We start from the raw sequence: 18,574 nt of genomic DNA on the forward strand, positions 1-18,574 counted from the left end.
AAGTCCTGTGGTTAACACTCCGGTTTGGATGGCAGCCTGACTTCGCTTCCTTCAACCACTATCATTTCGCTGCTGAGACAAATTAGCTCCTCCCGAGTATAGACAATGACATCGTCAAGCGCGCTATTGCTCACTTTGCTGCCAGGTAGAGCGGAGTTGCGAGAAGCGAGTTGCATCGCCTTGACCGTATCCGCCTCCGGGCAGGCCGAGGGCACAATCAAAAGAGGCGAACGATCTCCTTCCAGATAGCTATGCTTGTTTTCCAGAAGGCATTTCGCCTGTTGTTCTGATAGGTAGTGTCCGTACACGTGGTGTAATTTCATCGGCATTGCCGGTGTAATCTGGGTGGCCATCGAGGTGTATGGTCGAGGTGGAGTTAGCAGCTTCAACTACGAGCCACACGGAGACCCCGATGACCAAGACCAATATGGACCTTTCAGAGCTTCTGCAAAAGCACGATCAGGGCGACTTGCTGCGCTCGATTGCCGAGGCTGTTCTTCAGCTGATGATGGAGAGCGATGTCGACGGCCTGATCGGCGCAGGACGCCACGAACGGGCCGAGCAGCGGACGACCTGGCGCAATGGCTACCGTGACCGTTGTCTCGATACCCGATTGGGGACGCTGAACCTGAAGGTGCCGAAGTTGCGGCAGGGCACCTATTTCCCCGGCTTCCTCGAAGCCCGCAAGACCTCTGAGCAGGCTCTGGTTGCGGTGATACAGGAAGCCTGGATTGGCGGAGTGTCCACAAGGCGGGTGGACGAACTGGTTCAGGCTATGGGGCTGAGCGGCATCTCGAAGAGCACGGTGTCCAAGCTGTGCAAGGACATCGACGAGCGGGTCGGCGAGTTCCTCAATCGCCCGCTCTCCGGCGAATGGCCCTATGTCTGGCTCGACGCCACCTACCTCAAGCAGCGCCAGGGCGGTCGGATCGTCAGCGTGGCCGCCATAATCGCTGTTGCCGCCAATACCGAGGGCCGCAGGGAAATCATCGGCCTTGGCGTCGGCCCCTCGGAAGCTGAGACCTTCTGGATGGACTTCCTGCGCTCGCTGAAGGCCCGCGGTCTTGACGGCGTGAAGCTGGTGATCAGCGATGCCCACAGCGGCTTGAAGGGCGCGATCTCCCGGGTCTTCGAGGCAACCTGGCAGCGGTGCCGCGTTCACTGGATGCGCAACGCCCTGGCTCATGTCTCAAAGGGCCAGCACACGGTCGTCGCGGCCGCCATCCGGCAGGCCTTCGATCAGCCAGACCGCAAGCATGCAGGCGAAACATGGCAACGGGTCGCAGATCAGCTCCGCCCGAGATGGCCCAAGCTCGCCGATCTGATGGATGTCAGCGAAAACGATGTGCTGGCCTACATGGCGTTCCCCCGCCAACACAGGACCAAGCTTCACAGCACCAATCCGATCGAGCGGCTGAACAAGGAAGTGAAACGACGTGCCGACGTCGTCGGGATATTCCCCAACGAGGCCTCGATCATGCGTCTCATAGGCGCGGTGTTGTTCGAACAGAATGACGAGTGGCAGACTTCAAGCCGCTACATGATGGTCGAAGCCTTCGCCCAGATCGACAAGGAGGAGATCGACCCCATCCTCAGCATAACAATGAAAGCCGCCTGATCATGACCTCAGGCCATCTGGAAAATTACACCACCTTGACGGACGTGACCTTCTGATACCCTCCAGTAATCGGCTGCGCCAGCATTGACAGAGCCACATATTAGACTGATCGCACAAACCATGATTGCATTGCCCGTACGCATGATTAGTATTTTGTCTTCGATCATCATGCCTGCATTCCCACTATCGCGGAGGCTTCTTAATTTGGTCTGGAATCTAAATATCACAATATGGCGAGTTGTCCTGCTGGCAATATGCTTGTTATCGGCTGGCCCAGCGAACTTTAAGGCTTTTGCGGCGGAAATTTACGTCAAGAGTAAATTGCCGCTGAAAGGAAGCGATCGTGGTGCCGGCAGTTGCCAGCTTTCCCTATCAGGTGAAATCGTCAAGGGTGATGCGGAGAAGCTTGCTGAAATATATAGGCAACTTGAGCCACCTCTAATGGAAGGAAATCCTTACTGGGGCCAAGGTGGTGATGGTTTCGACATGTGTCTTGACAGTCCCGGCGGGCTGTTATCAGAAGGAATTTTGATTGCGCGCTACCTGCGAGAGAAAGGTATTTCTACATACCTGCCTGCAGGTTCAGAATGCGTGTCCGCATGTGCAATTGCATTTTTTGGCGGATCAATCTTTGCCGATATTCGGTTCGACATTTATGTGATGAATGCTAGAGCCAAGTTGGGACTGCATGCTCCAAGCCTCACACTGAACGCCGATCTTACCACTTTACCTGTTGAAGTTATGCGATCAGCAATTGACGTATCCTACAAGTCGGCAGTCGCAGACATACGCGAAATTTCGGAGACATTGGTTGCACCAGAAAACGGCAAATCGAGTCTTTCACCGGAACTTTTCATAGAAATGCTTTCAACACCGCCGGATCAAATATTTTGGATTGAAACCGTAAACCACGCAGGCCTATATGATATCCCAATAGCCACCCAATTGTCTTCACTTCCACTTAGTCAGGAAACGTTGTTGCGTGGATGTGACAACATGCTGAATTGGGCCGAAAGCCTGTCGGCAGGGAACTATGATCAGTCATCGTTTGTTAGGACCAACGTAAACATAAGTCAGATCCGAGATCCACGAACACGGCGCAATGAAGAAGCCTGGCAGTTCGAGGAAATCTCAAGTTGGGGGGGCGGCCTCCGGAACAGTTCCTGTACATTCTTTTTAACCAAGGGTAGCGGCCAAATCTCAACAGAAAGCCTACGGGCGGAAGTCTACAACTCGAGGGTCGACAGCAGCAAGTTCTATGAAACGCTTCAACCGTGGATGTTTCTTAGCGCGGAGACGAAGCTAGGTGAAATCTCCGGTCAGTAGTGCTGGTAGCTAATGTGCGGAAAAGTGAATGCCGTTCGAAGTCAAAGTGAATAGCCCCGAGTTTTCTAGACACCCTCGGTCTTCATTTTCTGCTGCTCTTCGAACTCAACGGGATACAGAACCAGTTCCATATATCCGTTTTATGCGACCGGGACGCTCGGCCAAAACTCCAAAGGCTGCCTTAGGTAATTTTCCGCAAGCTTGAGGCGAAACAATTCGAACTACCCACCAACCTAATTCTTGCAAACCACTCTTTGAACTAGCCTGACTTCGCCCTGACCAATATTAAACCGAGGTATTGGTGTTCCATCAGAGCCGTCGTTGGAATACACACTGTATTTGCCGTTATCATTGACACGAAAATAGCCAGATTTTTCATTGAAAAATGCCACTGGACCATATTTGGGTCTACCGTTGGTTTCAATCGCTGAGCAAATTTGGGTGGCTGTATATTTGAGGCGCGGCAAATAAAGTATCTTGTCGATTTCAATTGCGAACATCGGGACTTCCAGTCGCTCGCCACCAGCACCATCCGTCATGTATCTGGGAAGATCCAACTCCACGGTTGCTGGCAGCGGCGGCTCTTCCGCAGGCGTGACTACCGCAGTCTGATCACCAAGCTGGCAGCAGTTAATCGTGCAGGTGAATTCATTTTCGGGGATATTTGTATTCGGTTTCGCAAAAATGCATTTCCAGCCCTCAGTGGAATTCACTCCTGGTGAGGGAACAGTCGGTTGGATTTGCACGGGATACCACTCAGGAATAACGAGCTGTCTATTTCGGTCCCTAGCGTGTGTAATTCCACCTCCAGTAGGTTGGTACTTTCTTTTCAGAGTCTTGGACAGCGCATCACATGAGACGACAACCCCCCAATAATATCCAGCTTGCGGCGTACCTTTGTATTGGTCGACCCAAGCCGATGGCTTCGACGACACCGGATAGCAAATTGGCGGATTGTCTTTAAAATCCTGCCCCATATTCTCGGGCCGTAGGTGTTTGCTGCCAATCTCGTCCGCAAACGAAATTGACGCCAAACAGAAAAACACCAAAAATGAAAATGATGATGACTTTAATTGCAACACGTTTGCCTCCCGAAAAAATCGCGTGAACAATAATAAGTCAACTTCGGATTGAACATAAGAGATAATATTCGAATCTCTTTTGCTATTGATTTACAGAGAAATCCTATGCTTTAGGAAAGCATCCCGAGCACAAACCACAATGGCTGATGTAACAGAATCAGGGTAGCTAAGATCGCAGCCATGACTGAGATCGCGGCCGTCATCACCGGTCAGCGCTTCCGGATCGGACCGCCGGCCCAGACCACCTTGGCGTGGACGGTGATCCGCTCGTCGGCGAATTCGCGGGTGACTTTTTCCTGCTCATAAAGGTCGTTGTCGGAGCGGATCAGGATGTGGCCGTCGACAGTGAGCTGGAGCCGTTTGACCAGGAGGGCGCCGTCGACGGAGATGACGAAGACGCCGCCGTCACTGACCACTGAACTCGAGATTGAGAAATCCAGGAGCAGGATATCGCCATCAGCGATGGTGGGCTCCATGGAATCGCCGCGCGCTTCGATGATTCCGGCCTTGGCGCCCTTGGGTAAATAGCGGGCAAGCCAATCGGGAGAGACCGTGAAAAAGTCCTCGATTTCCTGGGACAGGACCACGGCACCATCACCGGCAGAAGCCTGGATGGCATATCTCGGGATCGAGACCTGGTTCGGGGCTTCACCGCGAACAGCGAGTGCCCTTTCCGCGGTCCCCTCGCCGGTGATCAGCCAGTTGATATCGGCCCCGCATATGGTTCTCACGCGGCGCAGAAATTCGTAGCTGGGTTCGCGCTCGCCGCGGAGATAGTTCCCCAGCGTTCTGCTGGAAACGCCGATTTTTTGCGCGAATTGTTCAAGGGTCTGGTCCTTGCCGACCAACGACTGAATGCGCTCGCCGACGCCCGGTGCGGTTTGCCTTGCTCTTGCCATACGGTAATCGGAACGTTTGGGGTTTACAAAAACTTCAAATGTTCCTATTCTCCCCACATTCGCAGAATTTGGTTGTCCAGATTGGAGGCTGAAACCCCTCCAATTTTAGAGTCGGAGCACACTATGCCCGCGACCGATGACAGAGTCGATCCGCTCGTTAAAGAGCAATCCCGCATCAAAGCCAAGCTGCTTGAGGCAGGGCTGACCCTCGCCGAGATCGACCGCATCTACCAGCTTTCCAATGGCACCGCCAGAAACACCATGCGCGAGCCCAACGCCAGGGGCGAGCGTGCGATCGCCGCTGCTCTCGGCACAAGACCACATCTGCTGTGGCCGACCCGTTACAGGCCCTCCGGTCAGCGGCGATCACCGCAGAATTGGACACGGGTTCCGACGCTTGAGCAACGCCGAAACGAACAGGCGGCCTAGACATGGACCCGACCTCTTTTCTCTCTCGCCTTGACGCCAACCGGCCGATCCCGGTTCCCGTGATCCTGCTTATCGGTTCGCTGGTTACCGGACTGGCGCTTGGCGTCTTCGCCCTTTTGTTTTTGTAGGAGCGACATCATGAACCGTTTCAGTGAAGACGACCTCTACGACCTGACCTTCCGGGTCTGCGTGGCCTCGGTCAAACAAGCCTTCCCGCATATTCCCGTCGCCAACATCATCGATCCGCCACGCGGACAGTTCGATGCCACACTTGCCCGACAGATCGCACTTCATGTAATGGTGTCACGGTTCGGCCTGGTCAAAAAGCGCGCTGGTGCACTGTTCGCCCGGAAGCGGACCGCCGTCAACAGCGCCCTGGTAGTCGTTGATGCCCGCATAGATGAGCCTGAGTTCGAGGTCCAATACCGGATCATCGCAGATCGCGCCGTCGCCATGTTCGACGACAAGGTGCGGGGGGTCGCGTGATGGCGATCTCCAAGTCCATTCCTCTTGAAAACATTCTCGTGCCTGACCGGCTTCGTGCGGTCGACGAGGACCATGCATTGGCAATCAGCAAGTCGATTGCCGAACATGGGCTTATGAACCCGGTGACGATCCGGCAGACACCCAATGGCGCACGCACCTACACACTTGTGGCGGGCGCGCACCGGCTGCGCGGCATCGAGCTTTTGAAGAGGGACAAGGTCGATGCCATCGTGGTCAAGGCAGACGCAAATGAGGCAGTGCTGCTGGAAATCGCTGAGAACCTGTTTCGCAACGATCTCTCGGTCATGGACCGCGCGGTGTTCGTGCAGACCTATCGCGATATTTGGCAGAAAACCCGCGGCGAGATAAAGCGCGGGAACCCACAACTCTCCAATAGTGCAAAGTTTGCACAATTGGGAAACTCGCCCGTCGATCTAATCGCGCAAGGGACCGCGAACGGATTTTCGGAGGTATGTGCTGACCGTCTCGGGATGTCGCGCCGGGCCATTTATCTTCTGAACACTATCGCCCAGAATTTACCACGTGAACTGCGTCAGGAGATCGCCGGCACTCGGATCGCAAACCACCAGAGCCAGCTTCTCAAGCTCGCGAAATTAGAGCCCTCTAAACGGGCCAAGGCCCACATAGCGATCCGTGAGACCAAGGGCGATTTCAAGGCGGCAATCGATCTGCTTGAGCCACCGGCAAAGAAGCCGGACCCGGAATTGCAGATCCTGTCGCGGCTGATCGACGCCTGGGAGCGCGCGAAGCCCGCCACCCGCAAGAAATTTCTGGCCCATGCCGGTCTCGCGGCCACAGCAAAAGGCGGTCAATCATGAGTGACCACCATCCCGACCAGCTGGGCCTGTTCGAGACCCGTGTCTATCCCGAGCGGATCGAAGCCGGTTCCGTTGATCTCGACCGCTTCCGCTCGGAAATCAAACGGGCGATGTCGCGCGCCATCCGCGAGAGTGGCTATGACCGGCAGACAATTGCGCTTCGCATGGCGCAATATCTCGGCCTGCCGAACCTGTCGAAAACCACGCTCGACGCCTATACGGCCGAGAGCAAGGACAGCCACGACATCAGCTTGCTCAGGTTCTCGGCCTTCGTTCATGCGACAGGCGCCAAATGGCTGTTCGATCTCGTCGTCTCCAAAGCGGGAATGACCGTGCTTGAGGGCTCGGAAGCAAAGCTTGCCGAGATCGCCCGGCTTGACCAGGACCGGCGCGCGATCAATGCGGAGCTGAGAAAACTGCGCGCCCGGCCGGTCAAACCCAAAGACTGGAGGCGGCTCTCGTGAGGCAGTTCTTCACGCCGAAGGAAATCGCCGATGCCGCCGGTGTCAGCGAGCGGGCGATCAACCAGATGGCCCGGAAATCGCATTGGCGGCACCAGGACCAGAAAGCCCGCAAGCGGGCCGGCCGCGGCGGCGGCTGGGAGTACCATGTCTCGCTGTTTCCGCAGGCAGCCCAGGCGCGTTTGATGGTGATCCATGGCGCGCCAGCCAATGCCAACCGGAACAAGCTTGCCGACGCCCGATCAAAACTCTGGGCAAGATATGAATGCCTCTCGAAAGACCGTAAAGCTGCCTGCGAAGCGCGTTTGAAAATCGTGGCCGACGTGGCGCTTCTGATCACCGGAGGGCTGAGCGAAACGGCGGCGGTCGCCATGGCGGCTCAGACCCATCATGTCAGCCCGCGCGCGGTGCGGAACTGGCGCGGGCGCATTGCCGGTCATGAACGGCAGGACTGGCTCGCCGCGCTCGCGGACCAGTATCAATCCACCTCAAGCTTTGCCGAATGCGATCCAAACGCCTGGGCGGCGCTCAAGAGCGATTTCCTGCGGCCCGAACGTCCGGCTTTTTCGGCCTGCTACCGGCGGATGAAGGCGGCTGCGAAGGAACAGGGCTGGTCCCCGATCCCGGCCGAGCGCGCACTTCGGCGCAGGCTCGAAGCAGAGGTGCCGAAACCGGTTCAGACCGCCGCAAGGCAGAAGCGCGACCAGGTCAAAAACCTCTACCCGGCCCAGCGCCGCGACCGTTCGATGCTGCACGCCATGGAAGCGGTCAATATGGACGGCCACAAGATTGATGTGTTCGTGATGCTGCCCGGCAAGAAACTGCCAACGCGCGTCATCCTGCTTGCGTTGCAGGATCTCTACTCGGGCAAGATCGTGGCCTGGCGTCTGGCGCCGACGGAAAACAAGGACACCATTCGCCTGGTCATCGGCGACATGGTCACCAATCACGGCATTCCCGACAAGTGCCTGCTCGACAATGGCAGGGCCTTCGCCTCCAAGTGGATTTCCGGGGGCTCACCAAACCGCTACCGGTTCAAGATCCGGGACGAAGACCCTCTGGGCCTGTTCACCACCCTCGGCGTCGAGATCATCTGGGCAATGCCCTATTCCGGCCAATCCAAACCGATCGAACGGGCCTTCCGGGATCTGGCCGAGGACATCGCCAAACACCCGTTCTGCGCCGGCGCCTATACAGGCAACACGCCGGACGCCAAGCCCGAGAACTATGCCTCGCGCGCCATACCACTCGATGAATTCACACCGCATGTCGCCCGGATGATTGCCGAGCACAATGCGCGGCCCGGACGCAAGGCCGGCACCGCCAAGGGCAGGTCGTTTGACGAGACCTTCTCCGCATCGCTTGAGGATCCGGCAACACTCATTCGCTGGCCTACCGAAAACCAGCGCGCGCTCTGGCTTCTGGCGGGCGAGCGCATCCGGACCAAGAAGGGATCCGGCGAGATCGAGATCTTCGGCAACCGCTACTGGAACGCGGCGCTCAACGCCCATGCCGGAGACCACGTCACCATCCGCTTCGATCCGGATCATCTGACGCGGCCCATCCGGGTCTATGACGCCATGGACAATCTGATCTGTATTGCCGAGTGCATCGCCGACACCGGCTTCTTTGACACGAGTGCTGCACGCGAACACGCGGCAAAGCGCAATCAACTGACCAGGGCGATCCGCGAAAGCGCGCGGCTTCATGCCGAACTGTCACCCGATGCGCTGGCCGAGATTTATGGAGCGGGCAAGGCCGCTCCCGCCACCATGCCTGAACCGCCGAAATTCAAACGCATCGCGGTTGGCGCTTTGCGGGCGGAACCGCAGGCCCAAACCGAATGGGACGAGCAGTCGGAGCAAGCGTTCTCGCGCGCCATGCGGATGCTTGAGGAAAACGTCGTCGAATTTCCCGCCAAAGGAGAAAAACCGGTCCGCTAAGTGCTGTGTGCGGACCCGAGAAACGAAGCAAGGACAGACCTAGATGAACGACACAGCAGCCACAAGCCCGACACAAAGCGGAGCATATTCGAACAGCCCGAACAGTGGCTGGGCGCTCCCGACCATCCAGCCCGACATTTCCGGGATCCGGCCAGGCCGCTCCGAAGCGGATCTGAAGATCTGGAACATCCTGGTGACCCAGGTTGCCCGGATTGGCGAGATGAACGGCTGGAGCAAGTCGGATGTGGCAGGCCGCATCGACATGCCGACAGCCACTTTCAGCCAATGGTTTTCCGGCAAGTATGACGGCCGGCTCGACACGCAGAACGAGAAGGTCGAACGCTGGATCGCCGCCGTTGAGGAGATGGCGGGAGTTTCTGCGACTGTTCCGGCCAGCCCCGGCTTCATCCGCACACGCACGGCGGGTGAAATCACCGACACGCTGGTGTTCGCACAGATGATGCCTGATTTCGTCACCATCACGGCGGCGGCGGGAACCGGCAAGACGGTCGCCTGCAGGCAATTTTCGATCACCCGGCCCAATGTGTTCATGGTCACCATGAGCCCGCACACCAAGACCGTGCACGGGATGCTGGTCGAACTGGCAACTGCGCTTGATGTCACCCAGCACAATCCGGCCAAGCTGGTTCGCGCGGTCGGGCGCAGGCTTCTCAACACAGGCGGCGGATCGCTGCTGATTGTCGATGAGGCGCAAAACCTGGTCGACAGCGCGGTCGATCAGCTCAGGCACTTTGTCGATATCTATTCCTGCGGCGTGGCGCTGGTCGGCAACGAGGAAATCTACTCGCGGTTTTCACGGCACACCGACGGACCGTCCTATGCCCAGATCAAGCGCCGGATCGGCAAAAGGGTGCGTCTGGCGAAGCCGCGCGCCGAGGACATCAATGCGCTGCTTGACGCCTGGGCCATCACCGACCCGGATACCCGCAAGGTGCTGACCGGCATCGGCATGAAGGACGGCGCGCTCGGCCAGATCGACAAGACATTGAAGCTTGCCTCCATGACGGCTGCAGCCAATGGCAAGCCCGTCGATGCGGCGGCTGTCCGCGCCGCCTGGTCCAACCGCGATGTGGAGGGGATGTGAGATGCCCACGGCGCTCTCAAAAACATCGCCGGTCAGCCGCGAGGTTGGCCTGATCGCCGAACTTATCGCACAGAACCTTGGCGAAGACGGTCTTCATCTGCCCGGTGACAAGGCGGGCATTCTCCTCAGGCGGCTCGACCTGATCAAGCGGCAGATTGCCAGTCTTGAACACGAACTCGGCACCTTCCGCGTTGTCGAACAGGCAAGCGGCGCAGCCGGTGTTCTCGATGATCTCTGCCTGGAAGTCCTGCAGGGCGGCGTTCTCGACAGCGCCCAGGGAGCGCCTGTTGTCTATCCGGATTTCAGCAAGGGGAAACGGCGATGACGGTTTCGGTGCGCGGAGAGAGCGGCATGAACGCCAATGTCGCCAGGTCGCTCAAGGCAGACACGCCGGAGAAAGCCGTGCTCACCCATGTCGAGGCCGCCCGGATCCTGGTGGGCAGCCGCCATGCCGCGCTCGACCTGACCGTCGACCAGATCCGCGAGCTGGCGGCGGCGGTTCTGATCCTCGACCAGCAGCTTGAAGACGCCAACCGGCGCATGGCCGCGATGATTCTGGCCGAGGCGGAGCCGCCTGTGCAGGCCACCGCCAAGCCCGGGATCGTTCACGTTCCGCTGATGACAGGCGGAGACCCGAAACTCGCCGCAGCACTTGAGGCGCTTGTCAAAGCCCGGCGGCATCTGGAGGCCAACCGCTTTTCCAGCGAGGAAAACCAAGCCCGCAAAGCACTCGAAAAGGCGGCCTTTGCTGTCGCCGACATCACAACGCCCAAACAAAGGACATGACCATGAACACGGCCGTCATTCTCGAAGAACGCCCCGATGAGGGCATCACCCAGGTAAACGGTAAGCCCTACATGGCCGACGCCAAGGGCGCGCTGGTACCGCTCGAAATGGTCAAGGCGGCGGACAAGCTCGAAGACGAGACAGTGCGCAAGATCATTGGGTTTGCCCGCGATCTCTCGGCCCGGATCGCGCGGTTCCGGGGTCACACCATGACCGATCTCGGCGAGTTCGATGCACTTCTCGAACAGGAGTACGGCACCAGGAAGGGCGGCAAGAAGGGCAACCGCACCTACCAGAGTTTTGACGGGCTGATGAAGGTCTCGGTCGCTGTGGCCGACTTTGTCGATTTCGGCCCGCAGTTGCAGGTCGCCAAGACCCTGATCGACGAGTGCCTGAATGAATGGTCCGCTGACTCGCGTCCCGAGATCCGCGCAATCGTAACCCGCGCCTTCAACACCGACAAGCAAGGCCAGATCAACCGCTCGGAGATCTTCATGCTGCTCAGGCTTGAGATCGAGGACGAGCGCTGGCTTCGCGCCATGGAAGCGATCCGCGACGCCATGCGGGTGACCGGCTCGAAGGAATACGTGCGCTTCTACGAACGCAAGCGCGTTACCGATCCCTGGCAGGCGGTCACCATCGATCTGGCGAAGGCGTAAGCCCATGCGCAAGACCGCGCCCAAACATGCCTCAACCGGGATCATCGATCTATTCAGGTGGCGCGCGGCCTCCGACATACAAGCACGCCGCCGGGAACTTGCCCGGCGCATCCAGACCCTCAAGCCCAACGCCTGGCGGCGCGTCGAACTGCAGGCGGAATTGAGGCGGCTGACCACCGAGGCGTTGAGACTGGAGACCAGACAGTGACCGCCCTTGCCACCATCCACATTGGCCTGAAGCAGCTGGGCATCGCCGAGGATGATGCCCGCGATCTCTATGAGCGGCTGACCGGCGAACGCAGCCTGCGCGCCATGGGGCCGGATCAGCATCAGGCACTGATTGATGAACTCAAGCGGCTGGGTTTCAAACCAGCATCGACGGAGTCGAGGCGGCGGCTTGACGGCAAGTATGCACCCAAGCTGCAAGCGCTGTGGATCGCCGGATACAATCTCGGCCTGATCCGCAACCGGGACGACGCGGCACTGCTCGCCTTCGTCAAACGCCAGACCGGCATCGATCATACCAGGTTCCTGCACTATTCCGACGACGCCTCGAAGGCGATCGAGGCGCTGAAGGCATGGCTATCCCGCGATGGCGGCGTCGACTGGCGGGCATGGAAGGACTGGGAGCCAAGCAACGGCTGCCGGATCGCCATGGCACAATGCCTGATCCTCGATCCGGAACATGGCGCGCGCGATTTCTGGCCGACGGTGTGTGAAGCTGGCGGGATCGGCGCACCCAATCAGTTCAATTCGGAGCGGGATTGGCACAGGGCGATGAACGCGCTCGGCGCGCGCATTCGGGCGCAGCTCAGATGAGTATCCGCCCGCCGGCGCAGATTGCGGCCATCGTCGAGATCCTCGGCCAGGATGACGCTTTCGATTTTCTCTACGACTATGGCGGCGCGCCGATCTATCTGGCGGGCAATCCCGGCGCGCGCAATCCGCTGGTCAAGCGCTTCGGGCGCGAGCGGGTGGTCAGGCTGTCGGACGCGCTCGGGGGACCTGGCAATTTCTATGTGCCGGTGGCCAAGAGCTGGATGATGCGGGTGCTCGCCTCGCGCGGCCTTGGCCGCTTCGAGATTGCCAGAAGGATGCGCGTCAGTCATGTTTCCGTGCGCCGTGTTATCGGCCGGCAGGATCATCTTCAACTAAGCCTGTTCGACGCCGACGAGCGCTGATGTGAACGCCGTTTCATCGGGTTTTCCCGGCTTGGCCATTGCATTGTCCGGACACAGATTGTGACCCCGGAGCAAGGCAATGCCCGACTATCATCCCAACCTGATTGTGTTCACCGGCCAGCATGAGGGCAAGGTCTTGCGGGCCTATCGCTGCCCGGCGAACGCCATCACCATCGGCTTCGGTTTCACCTGGGGCTCGAAGGTCTTCAAGGACTGGTGGCTCAAACGGCATGGGCGCCAATTGCGCCTGGGCGACACGATCGCGCAAGCCGATGCCTTCTTCCTGCTCAAGGCGATCATTGACGCGGAATACTCCCAGCCGGTGAAAAAGCACGCGCCCAAGGCCTCAGCGCATGCCAAGGCGGCGGCGATCGACATGCTGTTCAATTGCGGGCTGGGGGCTGCCAAATGGACCTGGTTCAAGGCGCTTGTGCGCGGCGACATCAAGGACGCAGCACGCCGATTGAAAGTGACCGCCACCACCGCCAAGGGCCGCCGCCTGCCGGGACTGGTGCGCCGCCGCGCAGAAGCCTCCGCCATCATGGAGTTCAACCGCTGGCCGGTCTGGGTGAAGGCGCCGCGGACATCCTCGCCAAAGGAGATCGCGGCTGCCATGCCCGCCTGGCGGCTGGGCGAGGATGATTTCAAACAGGGCGTCGACTGGCTGATCAAGCTGGGCTATCTGGCAGACGCAGCGCGTGGGGACATGAAGCGGGTCCGCTCGGCCGTCCGGCGGTTTCAGGAGGCGCACCCGCAGCTTAGCAATGACGGGGTGATGGGCCGCGCCACGCTCGACCAACTCCAGCGGGTGATCGACCTCAAGGCGAAATCCGCCAAGGGGGCTTCCGGTTCAGCAGCAGGCGCGGCAACTGGCGCGGCCGATCACGCCGCCGCCGTCTCCGGCTATGGCGATCTGGTGCTATACGGCAGCCTGGCGTTGCTCGTGGTTGGCGGGGTCTATCTCGCCTGGCGCTACCGCGACGAAGTGCGGCTTGCCCTGAAGGGGTCAGGGACGCTTCGCAGGGGAGGCCTGGCATGAGCGGGCTCGCGGTCATCCTGGCCGGCATCGCCGCCGAAGTGGGTGCGCCGCTGATCAAGAGAATTCTGGAGCCCAAGATCGGTTCTGCCGGCGGAGCGCTGGCCGAGACGGTGATCAAGACCATTGCCGAGAAAGCCGGCGCGGAACCTGTCGACCTACCGGCTCTCGACCGGCCAAGGCTCGAAACCGCGATCAAACAGGCCGAAGCCGAAGCGCCAGAGCTGATCGCCGTCTACGCGGCTGGGCTTGAAGGCCAGTTCGCGCTGCTGCAGGCCGAGACCAGGGAAGGCCTCTGGCAGTCGGCATGGCGCTGGGGCTGGATGTATCTGCTCGCCGCCTTCTGGATCTGGCGCATCATTGTTCTGCCGGTCATCAACCGCGCCGCTGCGCAGCCGATCGAACCGGTCGACCTGGCCGTGCTGATGACGCTAACCAGCTGGTTCATCGGCCTCTATATGGGCGGCCATACGATCAAGGAGCTGGGCCGCAGCGTCGCAGAAGCGGCGAAGGCCCGGAAGGGTGGCCTGTGGTGAACGAGCTCAAGGAATGGCTGGGGCTTGCCGCGCTCGCCATCTCGGTCGGCGGCTTCATCTATGCCTGGATCACCTCGCGCTCGAAGGTCAATGCAGAGCACCTCAAAAGCGTCGATGCGACGCTTGCCAATCACGCGCTGCGGATTCAGGCGATCGAGGGCGAGCTCAAGCATCTGCCGGCCAAGGACGATGTCAACGATCTCAAACTGGCGCTGGCCGAACTGCGCGGCACGGTCGGCCGGCTCGATGAAAGCCTCAACGGCATTTCGAGGACTGTTCGACGGGTCGAGGATTTCCTGATGAAGGAAGGAAGCTGAGATGGGCTATGAGGAACATCTGGCCGAGGACGCCAGGCTGGTGATCCTGCGCGAACTGACCGCCCAGACCGACGGCCGGCTCAACGACACGATCCTGACCTCGGTGCTCGACAGTTTCGGCTACCGGCGCTCGCGCGAATGGGTACGGACCCAGATGGCCAAGCTGCAGGAACTCGGCGCGGTCACGATCGTCGAAGCCGGGACCGTGCGCATCGCCTCGATCACCCGCGCCGGGATCGACCATGTCGAGCGGCGCTCGGTGATCGATGGGGTCGCCCGCCCGTCGCCGGAGGCGTGAGATGGGTCGCAGGGGGCAGCGCGGCAGTGGCAGGCACGCGCTCTCGTCGATCGACCTTCTGCCGGAAGATGCGACTGCCGACATCCAATGGGCGATCAAGACGCTGGAAGAAGGCAAACGCACCGACAGCGACATCCTGTTCGAGTTCAATGACCGCCTGGCGGTGATCGGCCACGGCCCGGTCTCCAAATCGGCCTTCGGCCGCTACGCGCTGAAAAAACGCCTTGTGTTTGCCGGCACCAGCGAATTCCGGATCATCTCGGCCGCGTTCGCCAGGGAATACGGACCCGGCGATACAGACGAGCTGACACTGCTTCTTGTGCAGATGCTAATGACGGCGATCTACAAGTTCATCGCCTCACGGGACGCCAAGCCCAAGGAGATCATGGAAATGTCACACGCGCTGCGGGCGCTGCTCAATGCGCAGCGCTCAAGCGCCGAGAATCGGGCCAAACACGACGCGGCAACCCGGAAGAAAATGGATGAGGTGTTTGACGCGGCGGAAACCGCGCTCACCGAGAACAGCCGGCCCGATGGTGCCGCGGTGCTCAAGAGCATTCGCGAAGACGTCTACGGAATTTTCGAATCATGAGTACGCCGGCGGTTCCGCTTTACAGTTACCAGCGCAAATGGATGCTCGATCCGGCGCGCTTCAAAATAGGCATGTTCGCCCGCCAGACCGGCAAGACCTTCACCACCACGCTTGAGGTGGTCGACGATTGCTTCGCCGCAGCGCTCGCCAGCCGGCGGCAGCGCTGGGTGATCCTGTCGCGCGGCGAACGCCAGGCGCGCGAGGCCATGAATGAAGGCGTCAAGCTGCATGCCAAGGCCTATGATCTGGCCATCGAGGCGCATGAATATGACTGGCAGGGCCAGGAAGGCTCCTACCGGGCGATGGAGGTGGATCTGCCGCATGGCTCGAAGATCACAGCGCTGCCAGCCAATCCGGACACGGCGCGCGGGTTCTCGGCCAATGTCTTTCTCGACGAATTCGCCTTTCACAAGGATTCGGGCGCAATCTGGAAGGCGCTGTTTCCGGTTATCTCCGCCGGGTGGAAACTGCGGATCACCTCGACCCCGAATGGCAAGGGCAACAAGTTCTATGAGCTGATGACGGCGGAGGGCGATCGCTGGTCCAAGCATGAGGTCGACATCTACCGAGCCGTCGCCGACGGGTTGCCGCGCGACATCGAGGAGCTGCGCGAGGGCCTGGCTGACGAGGACGCCTGGGCGCAGGAATATGAACTCAAATGGCTCGACGAGGCTTCGGCCTGGCTGTCTTACGAGCTGATCTCCTCGGTCGAGGACGAGCGCGCGGGCGATCCGTATCTGTACCAGGGCGGCCCCTGCTATGTCGGCCGTGACATCGGCCGGCGAAACGATCTGCATGTGATCTGGGTTTGGGAACTGGTCGGCGACGTGCTCTGGGAGCGCGAGCGGATCGAGCAGAAACGCGCGACCTTTGCCTCAATGGACGCGGCCTTTGACGATGTGATGGAGCGCTACCGCGTGGTTCGCGCCTGCATCGACCAGACCGGCATGGGCGAGAAGGTGGTCGAAGACGCGCAAACCCGTCACGGCAGCCGCATCGAGGGCGTGCTGTTCACCGGCCCCAACAAGCTGGTGATGGCGACGGCCGGCAAGGAGGCTTTCGAGGACCGGCGCGTGCGCATCACCATGGGCGACGCAAAACTGCGCGCGGATCTGCACAAATTGCGCAAGGTGGCCTCGGCCACCGGCGCGCCGCGTTTTGTCGCCGAGCGCGACGACGACCATGCCGACCGGACCTGGGCGGCGTTTCTCGGCATTCATGCGGCCTCCGAAGGCCGGGCCGATTATGACTACCGGCCGGTCACTGCCGCCACGCCCTCGCAACAAGCCCGGCGTTTCGACGATCCAGGCGAGGACGAGGACTTTGGCCGCGGCTGGTGGACGCCGCCCTTGGGCGCAGGCGTTAGAGGAGGTTTCTAGGAATGGACTATTTCAAGGGACTGACCGACCAGTGGGGCCGGCCGATCGAAAAGCGGCTGCTGACCGAGGAGATCGCAGCACCGACGATCACCGGCGTGCGTTCGCCGCTCACCGGCTATCCCGGCGACGGGCTCAATCCGGTCCGGCTTGCGGCGATCCTGCGCGAGGCCGACACCGGCGATCCACTGCGCTATCTCGAACTGGCCGAAACGGTTGAGGAGCGCGACCTGCACTATGCCGGCGTGCTTGGCACCCGCAAGCGCTCGGTCAGCCAGCTGGAGATCACCGTCGAGGCGGCCTGCGAAGACGCGCAGCACGAAGCGCAAGCCGAGGCGGTGCGCGAATGGCTCAAGCGCGATGAACTGGCCGACGAGCTGTTCGACATGCTCGACGCCGTCGGCAAGGGCTACTCCTTCACCGAGATTATCTGGGACACCTCGGAAGGCCAATGGCGGCCGGACCGGCTGGAATGGCGCGACCCACGCTGGTTCCGGTTTGATCGCAATGACGCCACCACGCCCTATCTGATCGGCGAGCATGGCGAGGAGTTGCAGCTGCCGGGCTTCAAGTTTGTGCGCGCGGTGATGCGGGCCAAATCCGGCCTGCCGGTGCGCTCGGGCCTGGCGCGCATTGTCGCCTGGGCCTGGATGTTCAAGGCGTTTACCCAGCGCGATTGGGCGATCTTCACCCAGACCTATGGCCAGCCGGTCCGGATCGGCAAATACGGCCCCGGCGCCACCGAGAAGGACCGCGATACGCTCTACCGGGCGGTGGCCAACATCGCCGGCGACTGCGCCGCCATCATTCCCGAATCGATGCTGATCGAATTTGTCGAGGCCAAGAATCTCGGCACCGGTCATTCCAACTATCTGGAGCGCTCCGACTGGCTCGACCAGCAGGTCTCCAAAGCCACGCTTGGCCAGACCGCGACCACCGACGCCATCGCCGGCGGCCATGCAGTCGGCCGCGAGCACCGCCAGGTGCAGGAGGACATCGAGCGCGCCGACGCCAAGACGCTGTCGGCGATCATCAACCGGGACCTGATCCGGCCCTGGATGATGCTGGAGCATGGCGAGGCGAAGGATTGCCCGCGGGTGAAGATCGGCCGCGCCGAGGAGACCGACATCAAGACCGCCGTCGACGCGGTGACCTCGCTGGTGCCGTTCGGGCTGCGCGTCGGACAAAACCAGATGCGCGACATCATCGGCATCGGCGCACCGGCCGAGGATGATGATTTGCTGGCGGCTCCGGTTCCTTCAACCGTCAACGAACCAGGCGAACACAGTGACTCAAACACCTCAACGCCGCCTGAGCCGGAACGCAAGGAGGCGCGCCACGCCGAAGAACCCAGGCCGGCGCGATTGCCGCTCGACGCCATCGCCGAGAGCGCAGCGGCTGAGGCCCGGCCAGCGGTGGCGCAGCTGCTGACCACGATCCGCGAGATCGCGGACCAAGCGGAGAACCTGGACGAACTGCGCACCCTGCTGGAAACGGCCAGCGGCGGCGATCTCGCCGATCTGGAAGCGGCGATGCGCCAGGCGATGCTGCTGGCCGAGCTGGCCGGCCGCGCCGAGATCGAGCCTCTACCAGGTCCGGACTGAG

At 60.5% G+C, this 18,574-nt stretch carries 25 protein-coding genes; 22 read left to right on the forward strand and 3 right to left on the reverse strand.

The window, feature by feature from the left end; genetic code table 11:
* Positions 1-11 precede the first annotated feature (11 nt).
* Positions 12-353 (reverse strand): hypothetical protein, encoded by a 342-nt coding sequence (locus HPDFL43_RS17390; RefSeq protein ID WP_040449311.1) that lies wholly within the window; start codon positions 351-353, stop codon positions 12-14.
* A 59-nt stretch (positions 354-412) separates the two neighbouring features.
* Between HPDFL43_RS17390 and HPDFL43_RS17395 the strand changes: the two genes are divergently transcribed.
* On the forward strand, positions 413-1,618 hold the full coding sequence (locus HPDFL43_RS17395; RefSeq protein WP_007196085.1) for an IS256 family transposase: 1,206 nt from the start codon (positions 413-415) through the stop codon (positions 1,616-1,618).
* 120 nt (positions 1,619-1,738) lie between these two features.
* Positions 1,739-2,944: a COG3904 family protein gene (locus HPDFL43_RS17400; protein WP_040449312.1), complete on the forward strand. Its 1,206-nt coding sequence runs from the start codon at positions 1,739-1,741 to the stop codon at positions 2,942-2,944.
* 233 nt (positions 2,945-3,177) lie between these two features.
* Here HPDFL43_RS17400 and HPDFL43_RS22025 read toward each other — a convergent pair whose 3' ends face one another.
* Positions 3,178-4,026 carry a hypothetical protein gene (locus HPDFL43_RS22025; RefSeq protein ID WP_156970322.1) on the reverse strand — a complete coding sequence of 283 codons (849 nt, stop codon included), beginning with the start codon at positions 4,024-4,026 and terminating at the stop codon, positions 3,178-3,180.
* Between the two features lie 209 nt (positions 4,027-4,235).
* Positions 4,236-4,925, reverse strand: a complete 690-nt coding sequence (locus HPDFL43_RS17405) for an XRE family transcriptional regulator (RefSeq protein WP_007198709.1) — start codon at positions 4,923-4,925, stop codon at positions 4,236-4,238.
* Positions 4,926-5,048: 123 nt separating this feature from the next.
* Between HPDFL43_RS17405 and HPDFL43_RS17410 the strand changes: the two genes are divergently transcribed.
* The 20 genes from HPDFL43_RS17410 (at position 5,049) to HPDFL43_RS17500 (ending at position 18,573) form a co-directional block, all read left to right on the forward strand.
* The gene (locus HPDFL43_RS17410) at positions 5,049-5,354 is read left to right on the forward strand and encodes a helix-turn-helix domain-containing protein (RefSeq protein ID WP_007198710.1); all 306 of its coding nucleotides are present in this window, start codon (positions 5,049-5,051) and stop codon (positions 5,352-5,354) included.
* A gap of 2 nt (positions 5,355-5,356) precedes the next feature.
* A complete protein-coding gene (locus tag HPDFL43_RS22355; RefSeq protein ID WP_007198711.1) occupies positions 5,357-5,482 on the forward strand; it encodes a hypothetical protein in 126 nt (41 codons plus the stop codon).
* Between the two features lie 10 nt (positions 5,483-5,492).
* On the forward strand, positions 5,493-5,840 hold the full coding sequence (locus HPDFL43_RS17415; RefSeq protein WP_007198712.1) for a hypothetical protein: 348 nt from the start codon (positions 5,493-5,495) through the stop codon (positions 5,838-5,840).
* Positions 5,840-6,679, forward strand: coding sequence for a ParB/RepB/Spo0J family partition protein (locus HPDFL43_RS17420; RefSeq protein WP_007198713.1), 840 nt, complete (start codon positions 5,840-5,842; stop codon positions 6,677-6,679). The genes HPDFL43_RS17415 and HPDFL43_RS17420 overlap by 1 nt, the downstream gene beginning before the upstream one ends.
* Positions 6,676-7,143 (forward strand): hypothetical protein, encoded by a 468-nt coding sequence (locus tag HPDFL43_RS17425; protein ID WP_007198714.1) that lies wholly within the window; start codon positions 6,676-6,678, stop codon positions 7,141-7,143. Before HPDFL43_RS17420 ends, HPDFL43_RS17425 begins: the two co-directional genes overlap by 4 nt.
* Positions 7,140-9,083 carry a transposase domain-containing protein gene (locus tag HPDFL43_RS17430; RefSeq protein ID WP_007198715.1) on the forward strand — a complete coding sequence of 648 codons (1,944 nt, stop codon included), beginning with the start codon at positions 7,140-7,142 and terminating at the stop codon, positions 9,081-9,083. The genes HPDFL43_RS17425 and HPDFL43_RS17430 overlap by 4 nt, the downstream gene beginning before the upstream one ends.
* Before the next feature lie 43 nt (positions 9,084-9,126).
* Positions 9,127-10,188 carry an AAA family ATPase gene (locus HPDFL43_RS17435; RefSeq protein WP_007198717.1) on the forward strand — a complete coding sequence of 354 codons (1,062 nt, stop codon included), beginning with the start codon at positions 9,127-9,129 and terminating at the stop codon, positions 10,186-10,188.
* 1 nt (position 10,189) lies between these two features.
* Entirely contained in the window at positions 10,190-10,513 is a 324-nt protein-coding gene (locus HPDFL43_RS17440) for a hypothetical protein (RefSeq protein ID WP_007198718.1), read from the forward strand.
* Positions 10,510-10,974 (forward strand): hypothetical protein, encoded by a 465-nt coding sequence (locus tag HPDFL43_RS17445; protein ID WP_007198719.1) that lies wholly within the window; start codon positions 10,510-10,512, stop codon positions 10,972-10,974. The genes HPDFL43_RS17440 and HPDFL43_RS17445 overlap by 4 nt, the downstream gene beginning before the upstream one ends.
* A 2-nt stretch (positions 10,975-10,976) precedes the next feature.
* On the forward strand, positions 10,977-11,633 hold the full coding sequence (locus tag HPDFL43_RS17450) for a DUF3164 family protein (RefSeq protein ID WP_040450447.1): 657 nt from the start codon (positions 10,977-10,979) through the stop codon (positions 11,631-11,633).
* A gap of 4 nt (positions 11,634-11,637) precedes the next feature.
* Entirely contained in the window at positions 11,638-11,841 is a 204-nt protein-coding gene (locus tag HPDFL43_RS17455) for a hypothetical protein (protein ID WP_007198721.1), read from the forward strand.
* Entirely contained in the window at positions 11,838-12,452 is a 615-nt protein-coding gene (locus tag HPDFL43_RS17460; RefSeq protein WP_007198722.1) for a regulatory protein GemA, read from the forward strand. The genes HPDFL43_RS17455 and HPDFL43_RS17460 overlap by 4 nt, the downstream gene beginning before the upstream one ends.
* Complete coding sequence (locus HPDFL43_RS17465) at positions 12,449-12,814, forward strand: hypothetical protein (protein WP_007198723.1); 366 nt, start codon at positions 12,449-12,451, stop codon at positions 12,812-12,814. The genes HPDFL43_RS17460 and HPDFL43_RS17465 overlap by 4 nt, the downstream gene beginning before the upstream one ends.
* A 79-nt stretch (positions 12,815-12,893) precedes the next feature.
* Positions 12,894-13,853: a peptidoglycan-binding protein gene (locus HPDFL43_RS17470; RefSeq protein WP_007198724.1), complete on the forward strand. Its 960-nt coding sequence runs from the start codon at positions 12,894-12,896 to the stop codon at positions 13,851-13,853.
* Positions 13,850-14,386 carry a hypothetical protein gene (locus HPDFL43_RS17475; RefSeq protein WP_007198725.1) on the forward strand — a complete coding sequence of 179 codons (537 nt, stop codon included), beginning with the start codon at positions 13,850-13,852 and terminating at the stop codon, positions 14,384-14,386. Before HPDFL43_RS17470 ends, HPDFL43_RS17475 begins: the two co-directional genes overlap by 4 nt.
* Positions 14,383-14,703: a DUF2730 family protein gene (locus HPDFL43_RS22135; RefSeq protein WP_007198726.1), complete on the forward strand. Its 321-nt coding sequence runs from the start codon at positions 14,383-14,385 to the stop codon at positions 14,701-14,703. Before HPDFL43_RS17475 ends, HPDFL43_RS22135 begins: the two co-directional genes overlap by 4 nt.
* A 1-nt stretch (position 14,704) precedes the next feature.
* Positions 14,705-15,001, forward strand: a complete 297-nt coding sequence (locus HPDFL43_RS17485) for a VpaChn25_0724 family phage protein (protein WP_007198727.1) — start codon at positions 14,705-14,707, stop codon at positions 14,999-15,001.
* 1 nt (position 15,002) lies between these two features.
* The gene (locus HPDFL43_RS17490; RefSeq protein WP_007198728.1) at positions 15,003-15,593 is read left to right on the forward strand and encodes a phage protein Gp27 family protein; all 591 of its coding nucleotides are present in this window, start codon (positions 15,003-15,005) and stop codon (positions 15,591-15,593) included.
* The gene (locus HPDFL43_RS17495; protein ID WP_007198729.1) at positions 15,590-16,972 is read left to right on the forward strand and encodes a terminase large subunit domain-containing protein; all 1,383 of its coding nucleotides are present in this window, start codon (positions 15,590-15,592) and stop codon (positions 16,970-16,972) included. Before HPDFL43_RS17490 ends, HPDFL43_RS17495 begins: the two co-directional genes overlap by 4 nt.
* 2 nt (positions 16,973-16,974) lie before the next feature.
* A complete protein-coding gene (locus HPDFL43_RS17500) occupies positions 16,975-18,573 on the forward strand; it encodes a DUF935 domain-containing protein (protein WP_007198730.1) in 1,599 nt (532 codons plus the stop codon).
* Position 18,574: the final 1 nt, after the last annotated feature.

This window comes from Hoeflea phototrophica DFL-43, from assembly GCF_000154705.2.
Classification (GTDB): Bacteria; Pseudomonadota; Alphaproteobacteria; order Rhizobiales; family Rhizobiaceae; genus Hoeflea; species Hoeflea phototrophica.

What these genes read in the sequence shown, in the direction of transcription:
- HPDFL43_RS17410 (WP_007198710.1), top strand. Translation starts at nt 5,049, where the DNA reads ATGCCCGCGACCGATGACAGAGTCGATCCGCTCGTTAAAGAGCAATCC.
- HPDFL43_RS17485 (WP_007198727.1), top strand. Translation starts at nt 14,705, where the DNA reads ATGGGCTATGAGGAACATCTGGCCGAGGACGCCAGGCTGGTGATCCTG.
- HPDFL43_RS17500 (WP_007198730.1), top strand. Translation starts at nt 16,975, where the DNA reads ATGGACTATTTCAAGGGACTGACCGACCAGTGGGGCCGGCCGATCGAA.
- HPDFL43_RS17475 (WP_007198725.1), top strand. Translation starts at nt 13,850, where the DNA reads ATGAGCGGGCTCGCGGTCATCCTGGCCGGCATCGCCGCCGAAGTGGGT.
- HPDFL43_RS17400 (WP_040449312.1), top strand. Translation starts at nt 1,739, where the DNA reads ATGATTGCATTGCCCGTACGCATGATTAGTATTTTGTCTTCGATCATC.
- HPDFL43_RS17435 (WP_007198717.1), top strand. Translation starts at nt 9,127, where the DNA reads ATGAACGACACAGCAGCCACAAGCCCGACACAAAGCGGAGCATATTCG.
- HPDFL43_RS17390 (WP_040449311.1), bottom strand. Translation starts at nt 353, where the DNA reads ATGGCCACCCAGATTACACCGGCAATGCCGATGAAATTACACCACGTG.
- HPDFL43_RS17405 (WP_007198709.1), bottom strand. Translation starts at nt 4,925, where the DNA reads ATGGCAAGAGCAAGGCAAACCGCACCGGGCGTCGGCGAGCGCATTCAG.
- HPDFL43_RS17450 (WP_040450447.1), top strand. Translation starts at nt 10,977, where the DNA reads ATGAACACGGCCGTCATTCTCGAAGAACGCCCCGATGAGGGCATCACC.
- HPDFL43_RS17455 (WP_007198721.1), top strand. Translation starts at nt 11,638, where the DNA reads ATGCGCAAGACCGCGCCCAAACATGCCTCAACCGGGATCATCGATCTA.
- HPDFL43_RS17440 (WP_007198718.1), top strand. Translation starts at nt 10,190, where the DNA reads ATGCCCACGGCGCTCTCAAAAACATCGCCGGTCAGCCGCGAGGTTGGC.
- HPDFL43_RS17495 (WP_007198729.1), top strand. Translation starts at nt 15,590, where the DNA reads ATGAGTACGCCGGCGGTTCCGCTTTACAGTTACCAGCGCAAATGGATG.
- HPDFL43_RS17445 (WP_007198719.1), top strand. Translation starts at nt 10,510, where the DNA reads ATGACGGTTTCGGTGCGCGGAGAGAGCGGCATGAACGCCAATGTCGCC.
- HPDFL43_RS17470 (WP_007198724.1), top strand. Translation starts at nt 12,894, where the DNA reads ATGCCCGACTATCATCCCAACCTGATTGTGTTCACCGGCCAGCATGAG.
- HPDFL43_RS17490 (WP_007198728.1), top strand. Translation starts at nt 15,003, where the DNA reads ATGGGTCGCAGGGGGCAGCGCGGCAGTGGCAGGCACGCGCTCTCGTCG.
- HPDFL43_RS17395 (WP_007196085.1), top strand. Translation starts at nt 413, where the DNA reads ATGACCAAGACCAATATGGACCTTTCAGAGCTTCTGCAAAAGCACGAT.
- HPDFL43_RS17420 (WP_007198713.1), top strand. Translation starts at nt 5,840, where the DNA reads ATGGCGATCTCCAAGTCCATTCCTCTTGAAAACATTCTCGTGCCTGAC.
- HPDFL43_RS17465 (WP_007198723.1), top strand. Translation starts at nt 12,449, where the DNA reads ATGAGTATCCGCCCGCCGGCGCAGATTGCGGCCATCGTCGAGATCCTC.
- HPDFL43_RS17425 (WP_007198714.1), top strand. Translation starts at nt 6,676, where the DNA reads ATGAGTGACCACCATCCCGACCAGCTGGGCCTGTTCGAGACCCGTGTC.
- HPDFL43_RS22355 (WP_007198711.1), top strand. Translation starts at nt 5,357, where the DNA reads ATGGACCCGACCTCTTTTCTCTCTCGCCTTGACGCCAACCGGCCGATC.
- HPDFL43_RS17415 (WP_007198712.1), top strand. Translation starts at nt 5,493, where the DNA reads ATGAACCGTTTCAGTGAAGACGACCTCTACGACCTGACCTTCCGGGTC.